Consider the following 19,821-nt stretch of genomic DNA (forward strand, 5'->3'; position numbering starts at 1 on the left):
TTAAACGTTCTGAGTTGTTGTATTTAATTGTTTTTGGAAATTAGCAAAACCATTCTCAATTCCGTTTGCATCAATTTCCTCTAATGCTATTGTAATTGCTTTTGTCAAGCCCAGAATCAGCGTTAAATCTTCATCCCAGAAACTTTTATTCTGCAAAGTAAGTCGTGCAATTTTCTCATAATCATCGGATTTCCAAAGTCCATCAAAGAAAATAACAATATCCTCACTATCATTAATTGGTAAAGCTTGATTTTGCCAAGTGCCTTTATAAAAACGAATCAAACAAGCAAAAGCAAACGTTAAATGAATTGGAAGCTTGTTGTGAATTGCAACATATTCGACTAAACTTGGCAAAACACGAACTTTAAATTTCGAAATAGAGTTCAATGCAATACTGGATAGTAAATGCTTTATAAATGGATTTCTAAAACGATCCAAGACTTCATCAGAGAAGCTTATTAGCTCGTCTTTGTCCATGTTTAATGTTTCGTTTATTTCATCAAAAACGGCTTTATTTACAAAGTCACCTGTAAATGGATTATCTACTGTTTCTTTTACCGTTTCATTTCCATAAAGAAGAGAAAACGGAACCATTGCAGTATGTGCACCATTTAAAATTCTAACTTTACGAGTTCTATACGGTTGCATATCGGCAACAATTTTCACATCCAGATTGGTTTTCTCAAACGGAAGTTTTACCTTCAATTTATCATCCCCTTCTATAACCCACAAAAAGAATGTTTCGGCACTTACAATCAAATTATCTGAGTAATCCAACTGTTTGTTGTATTCTTCAATTTGATCTTTTGGATAACCCGGAACAATACGGTCTACCAATGTATTATGAAAAGTACAATGATTTAAAAGCCATAATGTAAAATCTACTTCAAGGCTCCAATCTGCACAATATTTTAATATAATTTCTTTTAAAGTATCAGAGTTATAATTGATTAATTCGCAAGGAATAATCGTTAATCCTTTAGACTTATCCCCATTAAAATGTTTGAATCTTTCGTGTAAAAGCACCGTTAATTTAGCAGGAAATGAAACTGGCGGTTGCATTGTAGGCTTATCACTAGCAATATATTCTATACCTGCTTCGGTAGTATTAGAAATGATAAAAGCTAATTCTTCTTCTTTGGCTAAAGCCAAAAACTCATTAAAAGAAGCATAAGGATCAACTGCTTTTACAATATTTGTAATCAATTCTTTTTCCTGAATTTCTTCTCCTTTTTTTATCCCTTTCATGAATAATGTGTACAAACCATCCTGGTCGTTAATCATATTAACCAAGCCTTTATCAATAGGTTGTACAACAGCAATTCCTGCATTAAAATTGGCATCTTGATTCAGTTTCTGAAAAGCAAATTCTACAAATGCTCTCAAAAAATTTCCTTCTCCAAATTGAACAATTTTTATTGGAAGTTTATCGGATAATCCTATATTTTCTCTATTTAGTTTTTTCATTATTATAACTTAAAGTGTTGTATATAATTGAATTAAAAAATTTAAACCTTCAGTTGTAAAAGAAACATTATACTTACTGTCAACAAAACTTGTTGTGAGGACTGGCAGGTTTTATTCTGCAAGAATAATGCTCTATTACAACTTAAAAATCAAAAAAACATTTAAAAACAATCTTTAGGAATAGCTATTCCGTATTTTATTTTCTAATTTTTTTAATAATCTCAAGAACTTCGCTGACTTTGTTTTTTAGTCCTTCAAAATCATTGTTTTCTATTATTTCTTTTGAGATTAATTGCGAACCAATTCCCACGCAAGTTGCACCAGCATTAAGCCAGGATGACAAACTTTCTTCGGTTGGAAAAACTCCGCCCGTAGGCATAATACTTGTCCAGGGAGATGGTCCTTTTATTCCTTTTATAAATTCTGGTCCATAAGTATCTGCTGGAAATAATTTTACAATTTCGCAGCCTAATTCTTCGGCTTTGGCAATCTCAGTAAGTGTGCCACAACCTGGAGACCATAATACTTTACGACGATTACAAACTATTGCAATATCTTCTCTAAGTACTGGCGTTACAATAAAATTGGCTCCCAATTGCATGTATAATGAAGCTGCTGCGGCATCGGTAACTGATCCTACACCCAGAATCATTCCGGGTAATTCTGCCAAAGCATATTTATTTAAAGCGCCAAACACTTCAAAAGCAAAATCACCACGACTCGTAAATTCCATTAATCTAGAACCTCCATCGTAACACGCTTTTAATACTTTCTTACTTATCTCTATATCCGAATGAAAAAATAGCGGAATCATACCGTTTTCTTTCATTGTCGTAGCTACTTCTATTCTTGAATATTTTGCCATTTTTATATTATTTATCTTGATACTAATCCAGCCGAATTACCATCTAGCATATTTTCAACTTCTTTTAACGTAACCAAATTATAATCGCCTGCAATAGTATGTTTTAAGCAACAAGCAGCAACTGCAAAATCTAATGCTCTTTGGTTATTATTTGGGTATTCCAGTAATCCGTAAATTAATCCGCCCATAAAAGCATCGCCACTTCCTACACGATCCACGACTGGTGTTACCTCTTGTACTGCAGCCTGATAAATTGCTTTTCCGTCAAATAATACACCTCCAATTCTCTGGTGAGATGCGCTTACAGAATAGCGTAAAGTTGTTGCGACAGTTTTTAAATTCGGAATCAGTTCAAATAACTTACTATACAAAACAGGAAGTGATTTCTCATCCTGATAATTAGGGTTTACTTTAGGGATTCCAAGCATGAAATATGCTGTATCAATATCTCCTAAAATAACATTGCTATATTGTAACATCTCTGGCATAACATCGCTTGGAGCTTTGCCATATTGCCATAATTTTGATCTATAATTTAAATCACATGAAATCGGAATTCCCATTTTATGAGCCACTTTAATAGCTTCAAGGCAAGCTTCGGCAGCACTTTGAGAAATCGCTGGAGTAATTCCGCTCCAATGAAACCAATTTGCCCCTTCCAATACTTTTTCCCAATCGATTAATCCTTTTTCAATAGTTGCCATCGAGCTATGCGCACGGTCATAAACGACATTACTTCCGCGTGTTCCTGCACCTGTTTCCAGAAAATAAATCCCTAAGCGTTCTCCCCCATAAATTACATTTTGGGAAGCCACATTCATTTTTCGCATTTCTTTTACTGCCGAAGCACCGATTTCATTTTCGGGTAATCGTGTAACAAACTCAGCATTTAAACCATAATTAGCCAAAGACACGCAAACATTAAATTCGCCTCCGCCATAATTGGATCCAAATGTTTTAGCTTGAGAAAAACGGAGGTGTCTCTCTGTCGAAAGACGCAACATAATTTCACCGAATGCAACTATTTTATTCATTATAAATACTTATTAATATTATTTATTTACCATTAGGATAATTTAACCGCTAAGAGCGCAAAGATTTACGCAAAGGGCGCGAAATTTTGAACCATTAAGAGATTAAGAAAAATTAAGATTTAGCCTTATAACCGTTTTTTTTTGCCACTCCCGATAGCTATCGGGATAAAAGGATTAAAAGATTTTTTCTTGCCACTGATTAAAAAAATCTGCTAAATCTGCGTGAAACTTTTTTTTACCACTGCTTAAAATGATTCTAAAGCTTTGCGGTTAATTTTTTCACAATCCAATTCCTTTCATTCTTTTAAACTCAAACCCTTAATTTTTCTTAATCTCTTAATGGTTCAAATCTTTGCGGTTAATTAAAATTTAAAATATTCTTTTGCGTTATTATAAGATATATCCTGAACCATTTTACCTATCCATTCCATATCATTAGGAAGTTCTCCGCGTTTTATTTCGTCACCTAAAAGATTACAAAGAATGCGTCGGAAATACTCGTGTCTTGGGAAAGATAAAAAGCTTCTGGAATCGGTTAGCATTCCCACAAAACAACTAATTAATCCCATGTTTGAAAGTGCATTTAATTGTTTGGTCATTCCGTCTTTTTGATCCAAAAACCACCATCCTGATCCAAACTGAACTTTACCTCTAATACTACCGTCATTAAAATTTCCTATCATCGTTGCCATAACTTCATTATCGGCTGGATTCAGGTTGTAAATGATTGTTTTTGTCAATTTATCTTTACTATCTAATGCATTTAAAAATGAAGATAGTTTTTGTGCTTGCGGATAATCCCCAATAGAATCCCAGCCAGTATCTGGTCCTAAAATCCTATGCATTCTCTCATTATTATTTCGTAATGCTCCTAAGTGAAATTGTTGCACCCAACCAAATTCATGATAGGTTTCGGATAAGAATAACAATACAGCACTTTGGAATTTTAAGGCTTCATCGGGTGTAATTGTTTGGTTTTCTCTTTTCTTTTTAAAAATTGAATTAATTTCACTTTCAGTGAAGTTTTCAAAGTAAATTTGATCTAATCCATGATCACTAAGTTTGCATCCATTTTTAGCAAAATATTCAATTCTATTTTTTAAAGCACTGCATAAATCAGCATAAGAACTAATTGTAATTCCTGCAACTTCTCCCAGAGTATCAATGTATTGATTGTAACCGTCATTAGAAATTAAGATGGCTTTATCAGGTCTAAAAGCTGTACTCATCTTAGTCCCAATTGGGTTCTTGGCTAGTTTTATATGGTATTCTAAATTATCAATCGGATCTTCGGTTGTACAAACCACTTCGGCATTTACTTTTTTAAGCAAGTTTTGTGTGCTGTACGCTTCCGAATTTATTTTCTCTGAAGTTTCAATATAGATTCGCTCAGCCGATTTTTCATTCAATAAATCATAAATATCAAAATAACGAGCCAATTCTAAATGTGTCCAATGATACAAAGGATTACGCATCGTGTACGGAACTGTTTTTGCCCAGTTTATAAACTTGTCTTTATCAGAACCATTTCCTGTTATAAATTGCTCATTAATACCCAATGTACGCATAGCGCGCCATTTGTAGTGATCGCCATTTATCCAAACCTGAGTAGTGTTTTCAAAAATTTTATCTTCAGCAATAAATTGCGGATTCAGGTGGTTATGGTAATCAATTATCGGTTGATTTTTGGAGTAATTATGATATAATTCTTCTGCGAATTTATTTTCGAGTAAAAAATTATCGTTTATGAATGTCTGATTTGCGCTCATATTTTTTATAGAATTGAGTGGTTATTCGTTTGATGGTTTACCGATTGTGGCAAGAATTCCACCATCAACATATATGATTTGACCGTTTACAAATCGGCTAGCTTCAGAAGCTAAGAAAACTGCTGTTCCGGCTAAATCTTCTGGATCTCCCCATCGTCCCGCAGGCGTTCGACTTATAATAAATTCATTAAAAGGATTTCCGTCTACGCGAATAGGTTCTGTTTGCGAAGTAGCAAAATAACCCGGTCCGATTCCGTTAACCTGAATGTTGTGTTTTGCCCATTCCGTAGCTAAGTTTTTGGTAAGCATTTTCAAACCTCCTTTTGCGGCAGCGTAAGCAGAAACACTATTTCGACCTAACTCACTCATCATCGAGCAAATATTGATAATTTTACCTTCGTTGCGCTCAATCATTTTACGTCCCACTAATTGCGACATGATAAAAGCTCCAACTAAATCCACATCTATAACACGACGAAAATCTTCGATTGGCATACTCACCGCAGGTTCTCTCTTGATGATTCCTGCATTGTTTACCAAAATATGAATTGGTCCCTGATTCTTCTCAATTGCTTCTACTTGTTCGGCAGCAATTTTTTCGTCGGTAACATCAAAAATATATCCTGATGCTTTGTACCCTTTACTTTTGTAATATTCAAGCGCCTCTTCTAATTTGCTTGGTGTTGTACTACTAATTACTAACTCTGCTCCTGCTTGCGCTAAACCTTCAGCCATAGCCATACCCAGACCATGCGTACCTCCTGTTATTAAGGCTCTTTTATTACTTAAATCAAATAATTTCATGATTCTTTATTTTAGTTCGTTTGGTGCAACGATGTCCATATCTCCGTAATCTAAATTTTCTCCCGCCATTCCCCATATAAAAGAATAATTAGACGTTCCAGCTCCTGAATGAATAGACCATTCTGGAGATAAAACTGCCTGATGATTTTGCATGAAAATATGACGTGTATTTTGTGTTTCTCCAAGGAAATGACAAATGGTTTGTGGTACTTCTAGATCAAAATAGAAATATGCTTCCATCCTTCTATCATGCGTATGTGCTGGCATGGTATTCCAAACATTTCCAGGTAATAACTCTGTTAATCCCATTTGTAACTGGCAGGTTTGAACAATACTATTTACAATCAACTTATTTAAAACCCTGCGATTTGCAGTTTTTTCTTCTCCTAACTGAATTACTTCGGCATTTTCTTTACCTACTTTTTTATTTGGAAATTTGGCATGAGCCGGAGCTGAATTAATATAAAACAAAGCTTGCTCTCCATTGGCACTTGCAAACAAAACTTCTTTGCAACCCTGACCTACATATAAAGCTTCTTTTTTGTCTAATTCAAAAACTTCTCCATCGACAGTTACAGTTCCTTTTCCGCCAACATTTATAATTCCTAATTCTCTTCTGTCTAGAAAATTTTCAGATTTTAAATATGGAATCGTTTCTAATTTCAACACTTTTCCAACTGGCATAATTCCTCCTACAATGTATCTATCGTACATAGAATACGTAAGCTGAATTTGGTTTTCGATAAATAATTTCTCAATTAAAAACTGAGCTCTTAATTCGTCAGTACCATACTTTTTAAAATCTGTTGGATTTGTTGCGTATCTAAATTCAAAGTTTGTCATAATTTCTATTTAAAAATGTAATCGATTACAAAACTACACAATATATTCTAATTAGTTATAATCAAATCTCAATTTATTATTTATAAATCAGTGATAGGTGCATATTTTGGCACTAAAAGTTTCATTACCGACCAGCCTGTTAAGTAACAAACAGCACATATTGAAAAAATGATAAAATAACCCGCTTCAATTCCGTGAAAACCCATAAAAGACATATTGGTTTCTTTGCTATAATCAAACAACAAACCTGATCCTTTATTAATTAATGTTGATCCAACTCCTCCTGCCAATCCGCCAATACCTGTAATGGTTGCGATTGCTTTTTTAGGAAACATATCTCCTACTGTTGTAAATATATTAGCCGACCAAGATTGGTGAGCAGCACCCGAAATACCTATTATAATTACTGGCAACCAATAGCTTATATATCCTAATGGTTGTGCGATTAATGCTAATAAGGGAAAGAATGCAAAAATTAACATGGCTCTCATTCTGCCTTCGTATGGATTCATACCTTTCTTCTCGACAAAATAAGTCGGCAACCAACCACCAATAATAGAAAGTAATGTAATCATGTATAAAACAAATAACGGTAAAGCCGCTTGCGTAGAATCCATTCCGTAAACCGAACTTAAATAAGCTGGTGTCCAGAATAAGAAAAACCACCAAACACCATCGGTCATGAACTTACCAAAAGCAAAAGCCCATGTTTGTTTGTATCTAAAGCAATCTGCAAAAGTTACTTTGGTAGTGTTTTCGGGAACGTAACCTACAAGTTTACTATCGGCAATATCATCTTGCTGAATATATTCTAATTCAGCAGCAGATACCTTCGGATGTTTTTCTGGTTTATCATACATAAAAACCCAAAATCCCATCCAAACAAAACCTAAAGCACCTATAATAATAAATGCCATTTCCCAACCAAAAGATTTAGCTATAAAAGGAATAGATATTGGTGCTGCCAATGCTCCAACGGTAGCACCAGCATTAAATATACTTGTAGAGAATGCTCTGTCTTTTTTAGGAAAATATTCGGCTGTGGTTTTAATCGCTGCAGGAAAATTTCCTGCCTCTCCTATTGCCAAAATGAAACGGGCAAAAATAAACAGAGTAACACTCACATTTATTACCATTCCTGTATCGTTTATAGAACTAATTATTTCTTTAGAACCTTCAAATCCTACAAACCAATTACCAGTTATTATTCCTGAAGTTGCAATACCGCAAAACGCATGCAAACAAGCTCCTAAAGACCAAATTCCGATTGCCCAAAGAAATCCTTTTTTGGTATCCAACCAATCCACAAATCTTCCTGCAAACAATAAAGAAACAGCATAAAATATTGAAAATAAGGCAGTAATATTTCCATAATCATTGTTTGTCCAATGAAACTCAGGAGCGATATAATCACTCCATGTTAAAGAGAGCACTTGTCTGTCTAAATAATTGATGGTTGTGGCAAAAAATAACAATGCACATATACTCCAGCGATACTTTCCAGTGGATTTAGTGGTTTGGTTCATGGTTTTGGTTTATTATGGATAGTTAAAAAATTATTCTCTTTATTTATGCTTGTCAATTTCAAAATTAAGGCAGAAATAAATTTTAATGTAATCGATTGCACAAATATAGTTTTTAATACTAACTTAGCAAATAATTTAAATAATTTTTTAAAAAATCTATTTAAATAAACATATCACATAAAAAAACCAATACATAATTAAGCATTAACCAATATATTTGTTAAATGGTCTTTTACCAAAAAAGATAGAATTAAAGGCCGAAAACTCAACCAAAAACTGCTAAATCAAAGCAAAATCAATAAAGAAAATATTGCATTGAAACGGCATAGTTTCGATAAAAAAATACAAAATGAAAAAAAATAAGAATCTAAAAAATTGCCTAACAGTTATAATTCTAATTGTAACCTTAAAGATAGGCACTCCGATATATGCTCAGGATAAAGTTATTCCGCTTTGGACAACTGCAATTCCAGACGCTATAAAGGCACCAAATTATCAAGAAAAAGAAATTGTGAAAGATGGAATAGTAACAGGTGTTAGTTTTGTTACAATACCTACATTGGCTATATATTTACCCCACGAAATCAAACCAAATGGAACATCGGTATTAATTCTTCCGGGTGGTGGATATTCGCATTTGTCAATAGATAAAGAAGGTGCGAAAGTTGCTAAATGGCTTAACTCACTCGGGATTACTGCTTTTGTACTAAAATACAGATTACCAAGCGATTTAATTATGAAAGACAAAACAATTGGGCCGTTGCAAGATGCGCAAGAAGCAATGCGCTTTATCAGAAAAAATGTCCATCAATGGGGTTTAGATTCTGATAAAATTGGTGTTATAGGATTTTCTGCAGGAGGACATTTGGCTTCGACTCTATCAACTCATTATAATGATATTGTGTATAAAACGGATAATACTATTAGTGCCCGTCCGAGTTTTTCTATTTTAATTTATCCTGTAATTTGCATGACCGATCTAGTGGCTCACAAAGGATCTCAAACTAATTTATTGGGCGTAAATCCCTCTCAGGAATTAATCGAGAAATTCTCTAACGATAAGAGAGTTACTCCCGAAACACCTCATGCTTTTCTTGTTCACGCAACCGATGATACCGTTGTTCCGCCTGAAAATAGCATTAATTATTACTTGGCTCTTAAAAACAATAAAGTTTCTGCCGAATTACATTTATACGAAAAAGGCGGACACGGTTTTGGTTTAGGCGTAAAAGATACAAGCTTCTTCTGGACAAAAGATTGCGTGGAATGGTTAAAGGCTAATGGGTATTTATGAAGGTATAGAAATAAGAAGTCACTATACAAAAACTAGTTTTTCAGTTTTATCTATAAAAATTAAAAAAAAGAAAAATATCTTTATTGACTTATAACTTATGTCCAATAAGCGAGAAAAAAAAATATAAAAAACAAGAATTAATTAAATATAAAAAAATTAAACAATGATTATAGATTCATTAAATAACGCTGCAAAATATTATAGTTTACACCCTAACTTTAAAAAGGCTTTTAATTATGTAAACGAAAATGATATAAGTAAGCTTCCGGAAGGATCATTTGAAATAGCAAAAGGGGTAAAAGTAATAGTTATTCATGGCGAAGGACTTTTAAAAGAGGAAAGTATCAAAGGATTTGAATGTCACGACAAAAATATCGACATACAAATTTCTATAAAAGGCCCTGAAACTTTTGCCTGGAAACCAAGAGAAAAATGCATTAGTCCGAATGGAGATTATAGCAATGAAAAAGATGTACGTTTTTTTCATGATGCTCCAGATATGTTTTTTCAATTGCAAGAAAAACAGTTCGCTATCTTATTCCCAGAAGATGTTCATGCAGCAATGATTGGTGAAGGGATGTTAAAAAAAATCGTGATTAAGGTTGAGAAATAAAACATTCAGGCTGGACACAATATAAAGCAAAGAGAATTTGATTTGAAAAGAAACATGATAATCGATCATATCTCTTGATACAGAATAAAAAATAATACCTAATTTATATGGATTCAATATTTAATCTTAAAGGAAAAATTGCTTTAATAACAGGCGGTGCAGGCGTGTTGGGCAGTAACTTTGCTACTGTTTTAGCTAACCAAGGCGTTATCACAGGAATCGTATCACAATCTATTGAAAAAGCGAATAAAATAGTAGATAGAATACAAAATAATGGCGGACAAGCTTTTGCTATACAAGCAAACGTATTAAAAAAGGATGAACTCGAAAAAGCAAAAGATCACATCATAGCTCGATACGGACGTTTGGATATTCTTATAAATGCAGCTGGCGGAAACATGCCCGGAGCAACTATAAGTCCAGACCAGGCAATATATGATATGAATGTTGATGATTTGCAAAAAGTAATTGATCTGAATATAATTGGGACAATGCTACCCTCTCAGGTATTTTCTGAACTTTTTGCCAAGCAAAAACAAGGAATCATAATTAATATTTCATCGGCATCTGCACAAAGACCATTAACAAGAGTTGTTGGATACTCGGCATCAAAAGCTGCAATTGATAATTTTACCCAATGGATGGCAGTAGAACTAGCTACTAAATACGGAGAAGGTATTCGTGTAAATGCAATATCTCCTGGCTTTTTTATTGGTGAACAAAACAAGGCTTTATTACTTAACCCTGATGGTAAATTAACACCAAGAGGCGAAAAGATTATCGAAAATACTCCTATGAGAAGATTTGGGACACCAGAAGATATAAATGGAGCTCTTTTATTTTTATGCAGTGACATGTCTAAGTTTGTAACGGGAACAATCCTTAAAGTTGATGGTGGTTTTGCAGCCACAAGTATTTAAAAAGGAGTTATCTCAATAAAAACTAATGTCTTGATATCATCAATTCTAAAAAATATTCTCTGAAGAAACAAACATTAAGTTGCACTTAAAACATTGATATAAAAAAAGAAAAATGAATAATATGATTTCTCTTGGATATTCTCTTACTTTGTGTAAACTATTATAAATCATTAAACTATGAAAAAATTTAATTTACTAGCAATTATCTTATTGACCGCTTTTTCTGTTAATGCTCAAGATGTCAAATTCGCACCGTTGGATACAAGTCCAGTTGACATTAGTTATTATCCACACAAAGCCGTTAAATCTAAAAAAACGGATAGCCCAACTGCTGTTATTAAGGTGGTTTATTCTAGACCTTCAGCAAAAGGGAGAGCTATTTTTGGACAATTAATTCCGTTTGGTGAAGTTTGGCGTGTTGGAGCTAATGAAAACACAGAAATAAAATTCTACAAACCAGTTACAATTGGTGGTAAAAACATTCCAGCAGGAACTTATAGTTTATTTGCCATTCCTGAAAAAGACAAATGGACAATTATTATCAATAAAGAAATAGATCTTTGGGGAGCTTATGCCTATGACGAAAGCAAAGATATTGCCAGAGTGACAGTTCCAGTTAAGGCGGTATCAACCCCTATTGAAGCTTTATCAATTGCTTTTACTAATAATGGTTCCGTAGCAAATCTGGTAATTGGTTGGGACAAAACAACTGTTGAAGTTCCGATAACAATTAAATAATTATTTACAATTAGAACTAAATATAAAAGAGATACTTAATAAAATAAGTATCTCTTTTTTTTATACTGAAAACTGAGAGTAAATACTCAACACTGAGACTGAATACTGCAACTGAGACTGAATACTAAAAACTAAAGCCTCCTAACTTCCTTAGGATTTAATCCTGTTTGTTTTTTCAGGAATTTATTAAAATGACTTACATCCGAAAATCCAAATTCATTACTTATTTCTTTCATCAAAGCATTACTATGTTTAAGTCGATTTTCTATCAATTTATATTTATAATCATCGATATATTTCTTTATAGAACCACCCGTTTGTCGCTTAAACAAACTACTTAAATGATTAGGCGCCATATTAAAAAAACCTGATAAAACTGTTAGATTTAAATTAGCAGGCACACGAATTTCTTTATGGATGTAATTCATAATTCCGACCAATAAGCCTTCATTCAAAACCATGTTGGCTCCTAATGATTCAAAAGCATTTTTCTTAATTACAGCAAATACACTTCGTATTAAATAAAGAAGCACCTCATTAGATCCGTTCTGGCTACCTCCATCCCACTCGCTCACAATCAATCGCATAAGGTGATTTATTTTATCTAACTCTTGAGGAGAATCAACCAGTTTACCATCTGAGGTATTGCTTATTCCAAGCAACTGATCCAGGAGTTTATTCCATTCGTTTTTGGCAGTATCAGATGAAGTTCCGTCGAGATAGCGATTATTAAATTTTAAAACACTAAACTCTGTTTCTTTATCGATTATAAAAAGATGATAATCTGATGGGCATAACAAGAATACACAAGGTCCTTTATACGTGACTTCTCCTCCATTTAATTGATGCAAACCACTACCTGAATGAATAAAAACCAACTCAAAATGATTGTGATTATGCACAGGAAACGGCCAGGTTTCGGTCGTAAAATGCCGAATAAATAAAGGAGTATGTTGGATAAAACGTTCCAAATGATTGTTGTTTTTTTTACAAAAATAGAGTTTAAAAGTACAATTTTTACTTTTAAGAGTACAATAGCTTTGCAAAAAAAGTTTATGACAAAAACCAGTTTCAAACCAGCGGTGATTCCGCTTATGGCAGTTTCAGCCGGAGTAATCGTTGCTAATATATATTACAACCAACCCATATTACAAACAATAGCTTTATCACTTAAAGTTACCGAAACCCAAATCGGGAAAATTTCCATGCTTTCGCAATTAGGATATGGACTTGGAATGTTCTTTTTACTTCCGCTTGGCGATAAAGTCAATCGCAAGAATCTTATTCTTTTATTGTGCGGATTATTGGTACTTACTTTGTTTTTTATAACATTGACATCTTCATTAACTGCCTTATATATACTCAGTTTTTTTGTTGGTCTATTCTCTACTCCTGCCCAAATTATATTACCAATGGCAGCAACATTAGGCAAAGAAAACAGAGGTGAAAATGTGGGCGTAGTTTTCAGCGGAATATTGGTAGGGATATTAGGCGCACGCGTTATTAGTGGTTTCATAACCGAATTACTAGGTTGGCGCTATGTTTTTGGAATTTCGGGATTAATGGTTCTTTTGGTCACGCTTATGCTAAAGTTATACTTGCCCGAAGTACCTTCAAAATTCAAAGGCAGTTATTTCCATCTTATAAAATCAACATTGGCATTCATACCCAAATACCCTGTTTTACGCCAAACAGCACTTTTGGGATCATTTACATTTGGTGTGTTTTGTTCCTTCTGGACAACGCTTACATTCCATCTTAGCAGCGCGCCTTTAAACTATCATTCGGGTATAATAGGATTGTTTGGTTTAATCGCCATTGGTGGTGCATTGGTCGCTCCATATTTTGGTAAAATAGCCGATAAAGGCAATGTACGACGCTCTTTATTAACTACTGTCTCGATGATTATAGGCAGCATTATCCTTATAAAAATCTTCCCATATTCTATTCCTGTGTTAATTCTTAGTGTTTTCTTCTTAGATATTGGTGTACAAGCAACCCAAATTACCAATTTTACACGTATATATAGTTTACACGAAGAAGCACATAGCAGACTGAATACCATATACATGACTACTTATTTTATAGGTGCCGCAGTAGGTACTTACTTCGGACTTTTAAGTTGGAAGTTAGGAAAATGGGATATGGCTACCTCGCAAATGCTTTTATGGAGTATTATTGCATTAATAATAGTAATTTTTTCAAACAAACGTAAAGCATGAAGAACATAGCAATAATTAGCGATATACACGGTAATTTACCAGCGCTAAAAGTCGTTCTCGAAGATATAAAACAAAGAAACATTGATCAAATATATTGTTTAGGCGATTTGGTCGATTTTGCTCCTTGGCATAATGAAGTAATCGAGCTAATTAATGCATTAGAAATTCCTTGCTTAATGGGAAATCATGATGAACGAATCGCATTTGATCATGAAGTAACTCCATTGCCAAAACATAATCCTGAAGAAAGAGCCGCACGCCTTAACGGAATTAATTATACCAAACAAACTATTAAACCAGAGAACAAAGTATTCTTAAAAACGCTTCCTGAAAGACTCTTACTTAATTTTACCATTTCTGGAAAAGAAACTAAAGTACTATTAGTTCACGGTAGTACCCGAAGCAATGATGAATACATTTATGAAAATCATAATCTTGAAGATGTTCAATCGATGCTTACTCAGGAAAAAGCCGATATCATCATTATGGGACATACTCACAAACCGTATGTTAGGTATATAGAAGCAACCACAGTATCTCCTGCTGGAACACTAATAAATTCTGGTTCCGTAGGTCGATCCAGAGAAGATAATCCATTAGCAACATATCTTATATTACATATTTCTGATAAAAATATAACTCCCGAAATTGTAAAGTTACAATACCCAATAAACGAAGTTATACGTGCCATTGAAGAAAGTGAAATTCCTGATTTTTATGCCAAATTTTTAAAGAAAGACCTAATCGTTTAATTTGATAAAATAAAAAATCTATAAAATATTATATCCCGTTGAGGCTTACTTTGTCTTTTTTAAGAGCGAAATTTCTATGTTTCTATCTGTTAAGGAATTACCTCCAGTGGATTATATATTTAGCCTAAAAATAGCAAGTTTGTTCCAAATAAATAATTATATTGCGATACAAATCAATACAATATGATGGGTTTAAAAAATAGTAGCAAGAAAACAAAAGCCGCTTTTATACTGGCAATTGTAATGTTAATTATAATACTAAGTACTTTTAATACACTACGAAACGCCGAAACCACCAATGAGAATATCAATGCAATTTATAAAGATCGTTTAATCGTTTCTACCTATATTTTTCATTATGCCAATGAGTTAAACCTTGTTAAGGCAAACGCAGTTAAAAACAGTAATGAAGCTGATAAAAACGATGCTGTTATTACGTCTATTCAAAATATCAAGGCAATAAACTTATTGTATCATAAAACGGTTTTAACACCCAAAGAAAAAGAAGACTTTAATACTTTTGTTGCTATTTGTAACAAAATAAACAAACAAGCTCAAGACAAACAATGGCAAGAAGTCGAAAAATCGGCAGATGAAGCTTTAGTTACTTTAGAATCACTTTCTAAAATTCAGGTTGATGAAGCTAAATTACAGTTAGAAAACGCCAATAAAGCATACAACCAATATAATGTATTGGCACAACTAGAAATTGCTTTATTAATAGTTCTTGGCGTTGCAATTATCTATTTATTGCTAACAAAAAGACACAAGCGAACTATAAAAATTCCCGAAGGCCCTAGCCTGAATTAATTTAAAAATCATATTTCTTAAATCATAAAGCCTGTTGAAGCAAATACTGCATCAACAGGCTTTTTCTATGTTTTCTGTATTTCTACTTCACTCCTTCTAAATATTAAAACATAAAAAATGCATTTCATGATTAAAATCATGAAATAAGATTAACCTCAATAATATCTTTACAACGCTAAAACCATAATTAAATAATTATAATTCAAAAAGTTATAAAACATTTGTAGTAAAATTATGGAATAGGTTCCTCCTAGGCCGAATACAAAAATTAGAAATTGCAATAATATGCAATAGCCTTCATAAAAAGCAAGGCAATTATATATAGAACACGTTTTCGGTTTGGGAGTTTTTTAATTTAAAATTCTGTTTTCTAAAAAAGTAACTAATCTAATTTGGGTATTCTTAACATGAAATATAAGAGTATCGATAAAAATAAATTCATGGATAAATTATTCTTAATTTCTGAAATAAACCGATTAAAACAAGAAAAAAACGCGATTATCCTCGCTCATTATTATCAAGAAAAAGACATACAAGATATTGCCGATTTTGTAGGCGACAGTCTTGAATTATCAAAAAAAGCAGCCACTACAAATGCAGATACAATTGTTTTTGCAGGAGTTTATTTTATGGCCGAAACTGCAAAAATTATCAATCCAAATAAAAAAGTGCTTTTACCTGACCTCAATGCAGGTTGTTCTCTTGCCGATGGATGCGACCCGGTTAACTTTAAAAAACTAAAAGAACTTTTTCCTAAACATGTTGTGGTAACCTACATCAATTCTTCAGCAGAGATAAAAGCATTAAGTGATTGGGTATGTACCTCCTCTAATGCTAAGAAAATAATCGAAGCGATTCCTCAAGAACAAGAAATAATTTTTGCCCCAGACAAAAACTTAGGAATGTATCTAAAAAAGGAAACAAAACGTGATTTACTTCTTTGGGACGGTTCCTGCATTGTACATGAAGCTTTTTCATTAGATAAACTAATCGAAATTTACAATACAAACCCAAACGCTAAGATTGTTGCACATCCCGAATCCGAAAGACATATCTTGGAAACAGCCCACTATATTGGGTCAACATCTGGAATGCTCAATTTTATCAAAAATGATTCGGCCACAACATTTATCGTAGCAACCGAAGCAGGTATTCTGCATCAATTGGCAAAAGATGCTCCAAACAAAACGATTATTCCAGCTCCTTCTCACGAAGATAATACCTGCGCTTGTAGCGAATGTGCCTATATGAAGATAAATACACTAGAGAAGCTTTATTTATGTCTAAAGAATGAAAGCCCAGAAATTAGCATTAATGAAGAATTACGATTACAAGCTATAAAACCAATAAATAGAATGCTCAATTTCTCTTAATCACCAAAGCTTATCATCATGAAAAATACTGACATACTTATAATTGGTTCAGGAGTGGCAGGTTTATTTTTTGCAATAAAAATAGCAAAAAAACGTCCCGAATTATCGATTACGATCATGACCAAAGAAAAAGCTAAAAACTCCAATACACAATTAGCGCAAGGAGGAATTGCAGTTGTTACTGATAGTATCGAAGATAGTTTTGAGCAACACATTCAGGACACCTTAAAATCTGGAGGTGGTTCATGTGATGAAGAAATTGTAAAAATGGTAATATATCAGGCGCCAGAAAGGTTAGGTGAACTTATTGATATTGGTGTTTCTTTTGATAAAAATAAATCCGGAATCTGGAATTTAGGTTTAGAAGGCGGACATTCTCAACATCGCATTTTACATCATAAAGATATATCTGGGGCAGAAATCGAAAAAAAACTAATTGATACCATAAATCAATTATCTAATATTACCGTATTAGAAAATCATTTGGTTATAGATATAAATACTAAAAACAATAAAGGAAATCCTTATGCTACAGGAGCTTTTTATTGTGACAAAGTCAATGACAGAATAAAATACATACAAGCTAAAACCATTGTTTTAAGCACTGGAGGATGTGGGCAAATTTTTAAAAACACTACAAATCCCGAAATTGCAACAGGTGATGGAATTGCAATTGCATCACGAGCCGGAGCCTTAATAAAGGATATGCAATACATACAGTTTCACCCAACGGCATTATACGAAGAAGATAAAAATCCGTTCTTTTTAATTTCAGAAGCTGTAAGAGGTTTTGGAGCACATATCGTAAATGAAGATCAAAAACGTTTTATATTTAAAGATGATATTCGCGGAGAATTAGCTACAAGAGATATTGTTTCTCAAGCTATAAGCAAAGAAATAGAAACATCTGGAAAACCGTATGTTTATTTAGATTGCAGACATTTGGAATTAGAAGAATTCTGTGCTCATTTTCCTTCCATTACAGATTACTGCAAGAAAATCGGATTAAATCCTAAAACAGACTTAATTCCTATTGTACCTGTTGCGCATTATCAATGTGGAGGAATAAATGTCGATAAAAACTCAGAAACAAATATAAAAAACTTGTACGCCATAGGCGAATGCTCCAGAACGGGATTACATGGAAAAAACAGATTAGCTTCAAATTCTTTATTAGAAGCTTTAGTTTTTGCACATCAAGCTTCAAAACATATTGATAGTATAATTGATGAAATAGCATTTTCTCCAAAAAAATCTATGTTAGGCTTTAATCAACCTTTGGTTAAAACCAATTCTAATAATTTTATAAAGCTTAAAAAAGAACTTCAAACAATTATGACTCAATTTTACGCTAACAAAGATGCTGATTTTGAAAAAATAATAGACGAAATAGAATCGATGAAAATGAAAACTGTAGCATTGTTGTTTAAAAAACAAAAGCTAACAACACAACTCGTAGAATTCACAAATATGCTTACAGTAGCAAAAATTGTTATCGAGGATCATAAAGAACAAATTATTGAAAATATCTCAAGTTATTAAAACTCAAGATATATTACTTGACATAGAATTAATAACTATCTAAAAATTATTAAGGATCACTAATTAATGCTCCACCTCATCAACACCATTAAACATATTAATCAATTTAGTGATAGGATCATCAGAATGCATCATTTCAGTAGAATCTAAAGTGACTTTGGTAATCTCCGAAGCTCTTTTGCACATTTGCTTTTCGTAAGCGGCAATTGCTGCCTGAACGTTTGGGAAGTTATTACCAGACAGAACTTCAGCTAATTCAAAAGCATCTTGCATTGCCATATTTACACCTTCTCCTGCATAAGGCGGCATACGATGTGCAGCATCACCTAACATAGTAAGATTTGGCAAAGCATCCCATTGCTGATCTAGCGGGAAATGATATTGTGGTCTGGGAATAATCGACATTTCATCACTTTCAAATAATTCCTGCCAAACTGGATCCCAAGAACCAAATTCGCTTATAAACCATTCAAAAACTTGCTCTTTATTAGAGAAATCAATATTACTATCAAGAACCCAAAATTCATCGACTTTACAACCTGTATAAAAAGATAGTGTTCCATCCCCTTTCATGCTTAAAATCAATGTTTTTTCGTCGCCAAAAGCAAATATTTTTCCACCATTTACAAGCTCGTATAACTTTGGAGCATTTTTTTCAGAATCATAAATGTTTCCTTCTACAATAGTAACACCCGAGTATATTGGTTTTATCGCATTAATGTGAGGTCTTATTTTAGAATTGGCTCCATCGGCTGCGATTACAATATCAGCTTCAGCAGTTGTACCATTTTTGAATGTTAATTCCCAACCCTCATTTTTTGGATCCATCGAAAGAAACTGACTGTCCCAAACCACAGTATCGGGTTGTAAAGAATCTAGAAGTATATTTCGTAATGGGCCACGATCTATTTCTGGACGATTCTCTTCATAATCATCAGCAGAATGCGTATCCATTGCAATATTCAGGTTTTTATCTAGAATACGCAATTTACCAGCTTCAGGACGATGATTGGCATAAAATGCGTCTATTAATCCTGCTCGGCGAAGTGCTTCTAATCCTGATTCTTCATGAAGGTCTAGAGTTGCTCCCTGAACTCTAACATCCGAATTAAAATCTCTCTCATATACTTTTACTTCTGCGCCTTTAAGTTGCAAAAGTCTTGCTAATGTTAAACCTCCTGGTCCTCCACCTACAATTGCTATTTTTTTATTTTTAATCAACATAACTCAATTCTTTAATTTTATAAGA

18 protein-coding genes are annotated in these 19,821 nt (G+C 33.3%); 9 read left to right on the top strand and 9 right to left on the bottom strand.

Annotation, left to right across the window (positions count from 1 at the left end; genetic code table 11):
- The 7 genes from SHI72_RS20575 to SHI72_RS20605 all read right to left on the bottom strand — a co-directional run bounded on the left by SHI72_RS20575 (position 1) and on the right by SHI72_RS20605 (position 8,308).
- The gene (locus SHI72_RS20575; RefSeq protein ID WP_086894319.1) at positions 1 to 1,467 is read right to left on the bottom strand and encodes a tagaturonate reductase; all 1,467 of its coding nucleotides are present in this window, start codon (positions 1,465 to 1,467) and stop codon (positions 1 to 3) included.
- Positions 1,468 to 1,663: 196 nt separating this feature from the next.
- Positions 1,664 to 2,332: a bifunctional 4-hydroxy-2-oxoglutarate aldolase/2-dehydro-3-deoxy-phosphogluconate aldolase gene (locus tag SHI72_RS20580; RefSeq protein ID WP_323491233.1), complete on the bottom strand. Its 669-nt coding sequence runs from the start codon at positions 2,330 to 2,332 to the stop codon at positions 1,664 to 1,666.
- Between the two features lie 11 nt (positions 2,333 to 2,343).
- On the bottom strand, positions 2,344 to 3,366 hold the full coding sequence (locus SHI72_RS20585; protein ID WP_323491234.1) for a sugar kinase: 1,023 nt from the start codon (positions 3,364 to 3,366) through the stop codon (positions 2,344 to 2,346).
- 362 nt (positions 3,367 to 3,728) lie between these two features.
- Positions 3,729 to 5,135: a glucuronate isomerase gene (gene uxaC / locus SHI72_RS20590; RefSeq protein ID WP_323491235.1), complete on the bottom strand. Its 1,407-nt coding sequence runs from the start codon at positions 5,133 to 5,135 to the stop codon at positions 3,729 to 3,731.
- Positions 5,136 to 5,156: 21 nt separating this feature from the next.
- Positions 5,157 to 5,939 carry a gluconate 5-dehydrogenase gene (locus SHI72_RS20595; protein WP_039115651.1) on the bottom strand — a complete coding sequence of 261 codons (783 nt, stop codon included), beginning with the start codon at positions 5,937 to 5,939 and terminating at the stop codon, positions 5,157 to 5,159.
- Positions 5,940 to 5,945: 6 nt separating this feature from the next.
- Positions 5,946 to 6,782 (bottom strand): 5-dehydro-4-deoxy-D-glucuronate isomerase, encoded by an 837-nt coding sequence (gene kduI, locus SHI72_RS20600; RefSeq protein ID WP_039115652.1) that lies wholly within the window; start codon positions 6,780 to 6,782, stop codon positions 5,946 to 5,948.
- An 80-nt stretch (positions 6,783 to 6,862) separates the two neighbouring features.
- Positions 6,863 to 8,308 carry an MFS transporter gene (locus SHI72_RS20605; RefSeq protein ID WP_039115654.1) on the bottom strand — a complete coding sequence of 482 codons (1,446 nt, stop codon included), beginning with the start codon at positions 8,306 to 8,308 and terminating at the stop codon, positions 6,863 to 6,865.
- 349 nt (positions 8,309 to 8,657) lie between these two features.
- Here SHI72_RS20605 and SHI72_RS20610 point away from each other — a divergent pair, with 349 nt between their 5' ends.
- From SHI72_RS20610 to SHI72_RS20625, 4 genes are all read left to right on the top strand, one after another.
- Entirely contained in the window at positions 8,658 to 9,602 is a 945-nt protein-coding gene (locus SHI72_RS20610; RefSeq protein WP_323491236.1) for an alpha/beta hydrolase, read from the top strand.
- Between the two features lie 163 nt (positions 9,603 to 9,765).
- Positions 9,766 to 10,215: a YhcH/YjgK/YiaL family protein gene (locus SHI72_RS20615; protein ID WP_323491237.1), complete on the top strand. Its 450-nt coding sequence runs from the start codon at positions 9,766 to 9,768 to the stop codon at positions 10,213 to 10,215.
- 107 nt (positions 10,216 to 10,322) lie between these two features.
- Entirely contained in the window at positions 10,323 to 11,135 is an 813-nt protein-coding gene (locus tag SHI72_RS20620) for an SDR family oxidoreductase (RefSeq protein WP_323491238.1), read from the top strand.
- 177 nt (positions 11,136 to 11,312) lie between these two features.
- Entirely contained in the window at positions 11,313 to 11,873 is a 561-nt protein-coding gene (locus tag SHI72_RS20625) for a DUF2911 domain-containing protein (protein WP_323491239.1), read from the top strand.
- Positions 11,874 to 12,004: 131 nt separating this feature from the next.
- On the opposite strand, the gene SHI72_RS20630 is transcribed toward SHI72_RS20625, so the two are convergent.
- A complete protein-coding gene (locus SHI72_RS20630; protein ID WP_323491240.1) occupies positions 12,005 to 12,844 on the bottom strand; it encodes an AraC family transcriptional regulator in 840 nt (279 codons plus the stop codon).
- A gap of 84 nt (positions 12,845 to 12,928) precedes the next feature.
- Here SHI72_RS20630 and SHI72_RS20635 point away from each other — a divergent pair, with 84 nt between their 5' ends.
- The 5 genes from SHI72_RS20635 to nadB all read left to right on the top strand — a co-directional run bounded on the left by SHI72_RS20635 (position 12,929) and on the right by nadB (position 18,572).
- Positions 12,929 to 14,095: an MFS transporter gene (locus SHI72_RS20635; protein ID WP_323491241.1), complete on the top strand. Its 1,167-nt coding sequence runs from the start codon at positions 12,929 to 12,931 to the stop codon at positions 14,093 to 14,095.
- Positions 14,092 to 14,847, top strand: coding sequence for a metallophosphoesterase family protein (locus SHI72_RS20640; protein WP_323491242.1), 756 nt, complete (start codon positions 14,092 to 14,094; stop codon positions 14,845 to 14,847). Before SHI72_RS20635 ends, SHI72_RS20640 begins: the two co-directional genes overlap by 4 nt.
- A gap of 183 nt (positions 14,848 to 15,030) precedes the next feature.
- Positions 15,031 to 15,657 carry an MCP four helix bundle domain-containing protein gene (locus tag SHI72_RS20645; RefSeq protein WP_323491243.1) on the top strand — a complete coding sequence of 209 codons (627 nt, stop codon included), beginning with the start codon at positions 15,031 to 15,033 and terminating at the stop codon, positions 15,655 to 15,657.
- Between the two features lie 407 nt (positions 15,658 to 16,064).
- A complete protein-coding gene (nadA, locus tag SHI72_RS20650) occupies positions 16,065 to 17,030 on the top strand; it encodes a quinolinate synthase NadA (protein WP_416348483.1) in 966 nt (321 codons plus the stop codon).
- Positions 17,031 to 17,048: 18 nt separating this feature from the next.
- The gene (gene nadB / locus SHI72_RS20655; protein ID WP_323491244.1) at positions 17,049 to 18,572 is read left to right on the top strand and encodes an L-aspartate oxidase; all 1,524 of its coding nucleotides are present in this window, start codon (positions 17,049 to 17,051) and stop codon (positions 18,570 to 18,572) included.
- Positions 18,573 to 18,635: 63 nt separating this feature from the next.
- Here the strand turns inward: nadB and SHI72_RS20660 are convergent, their stop codons facing one another.
- Positions 18,636 to 19,796 carry an NAD(P)/FAD-dependent oxidoreductase gene (locus SHI72_RS20660; protein WP_323491245.1) on the bottom strand — a complete coding sequence of 387 codons (1,161 nt, stop codon included), beginning with the start codon at positions 19,794 to 19,796 and terminating at the stop codon, positions 18,636 to 18,638.
- Positions 19,797 to 19,821 lie beyond the last annotated feature (25 nt).

It is taken from the genome of Flavobacterium sp. PL02 (assembly GCF_035013205.1).
Taxonomy (GTDB): domain Bacteria; phylum Bacteroidota; class Bacteroidia; order Flavobacteriales; family Flavobacteriaceae; genus Flavobacterium.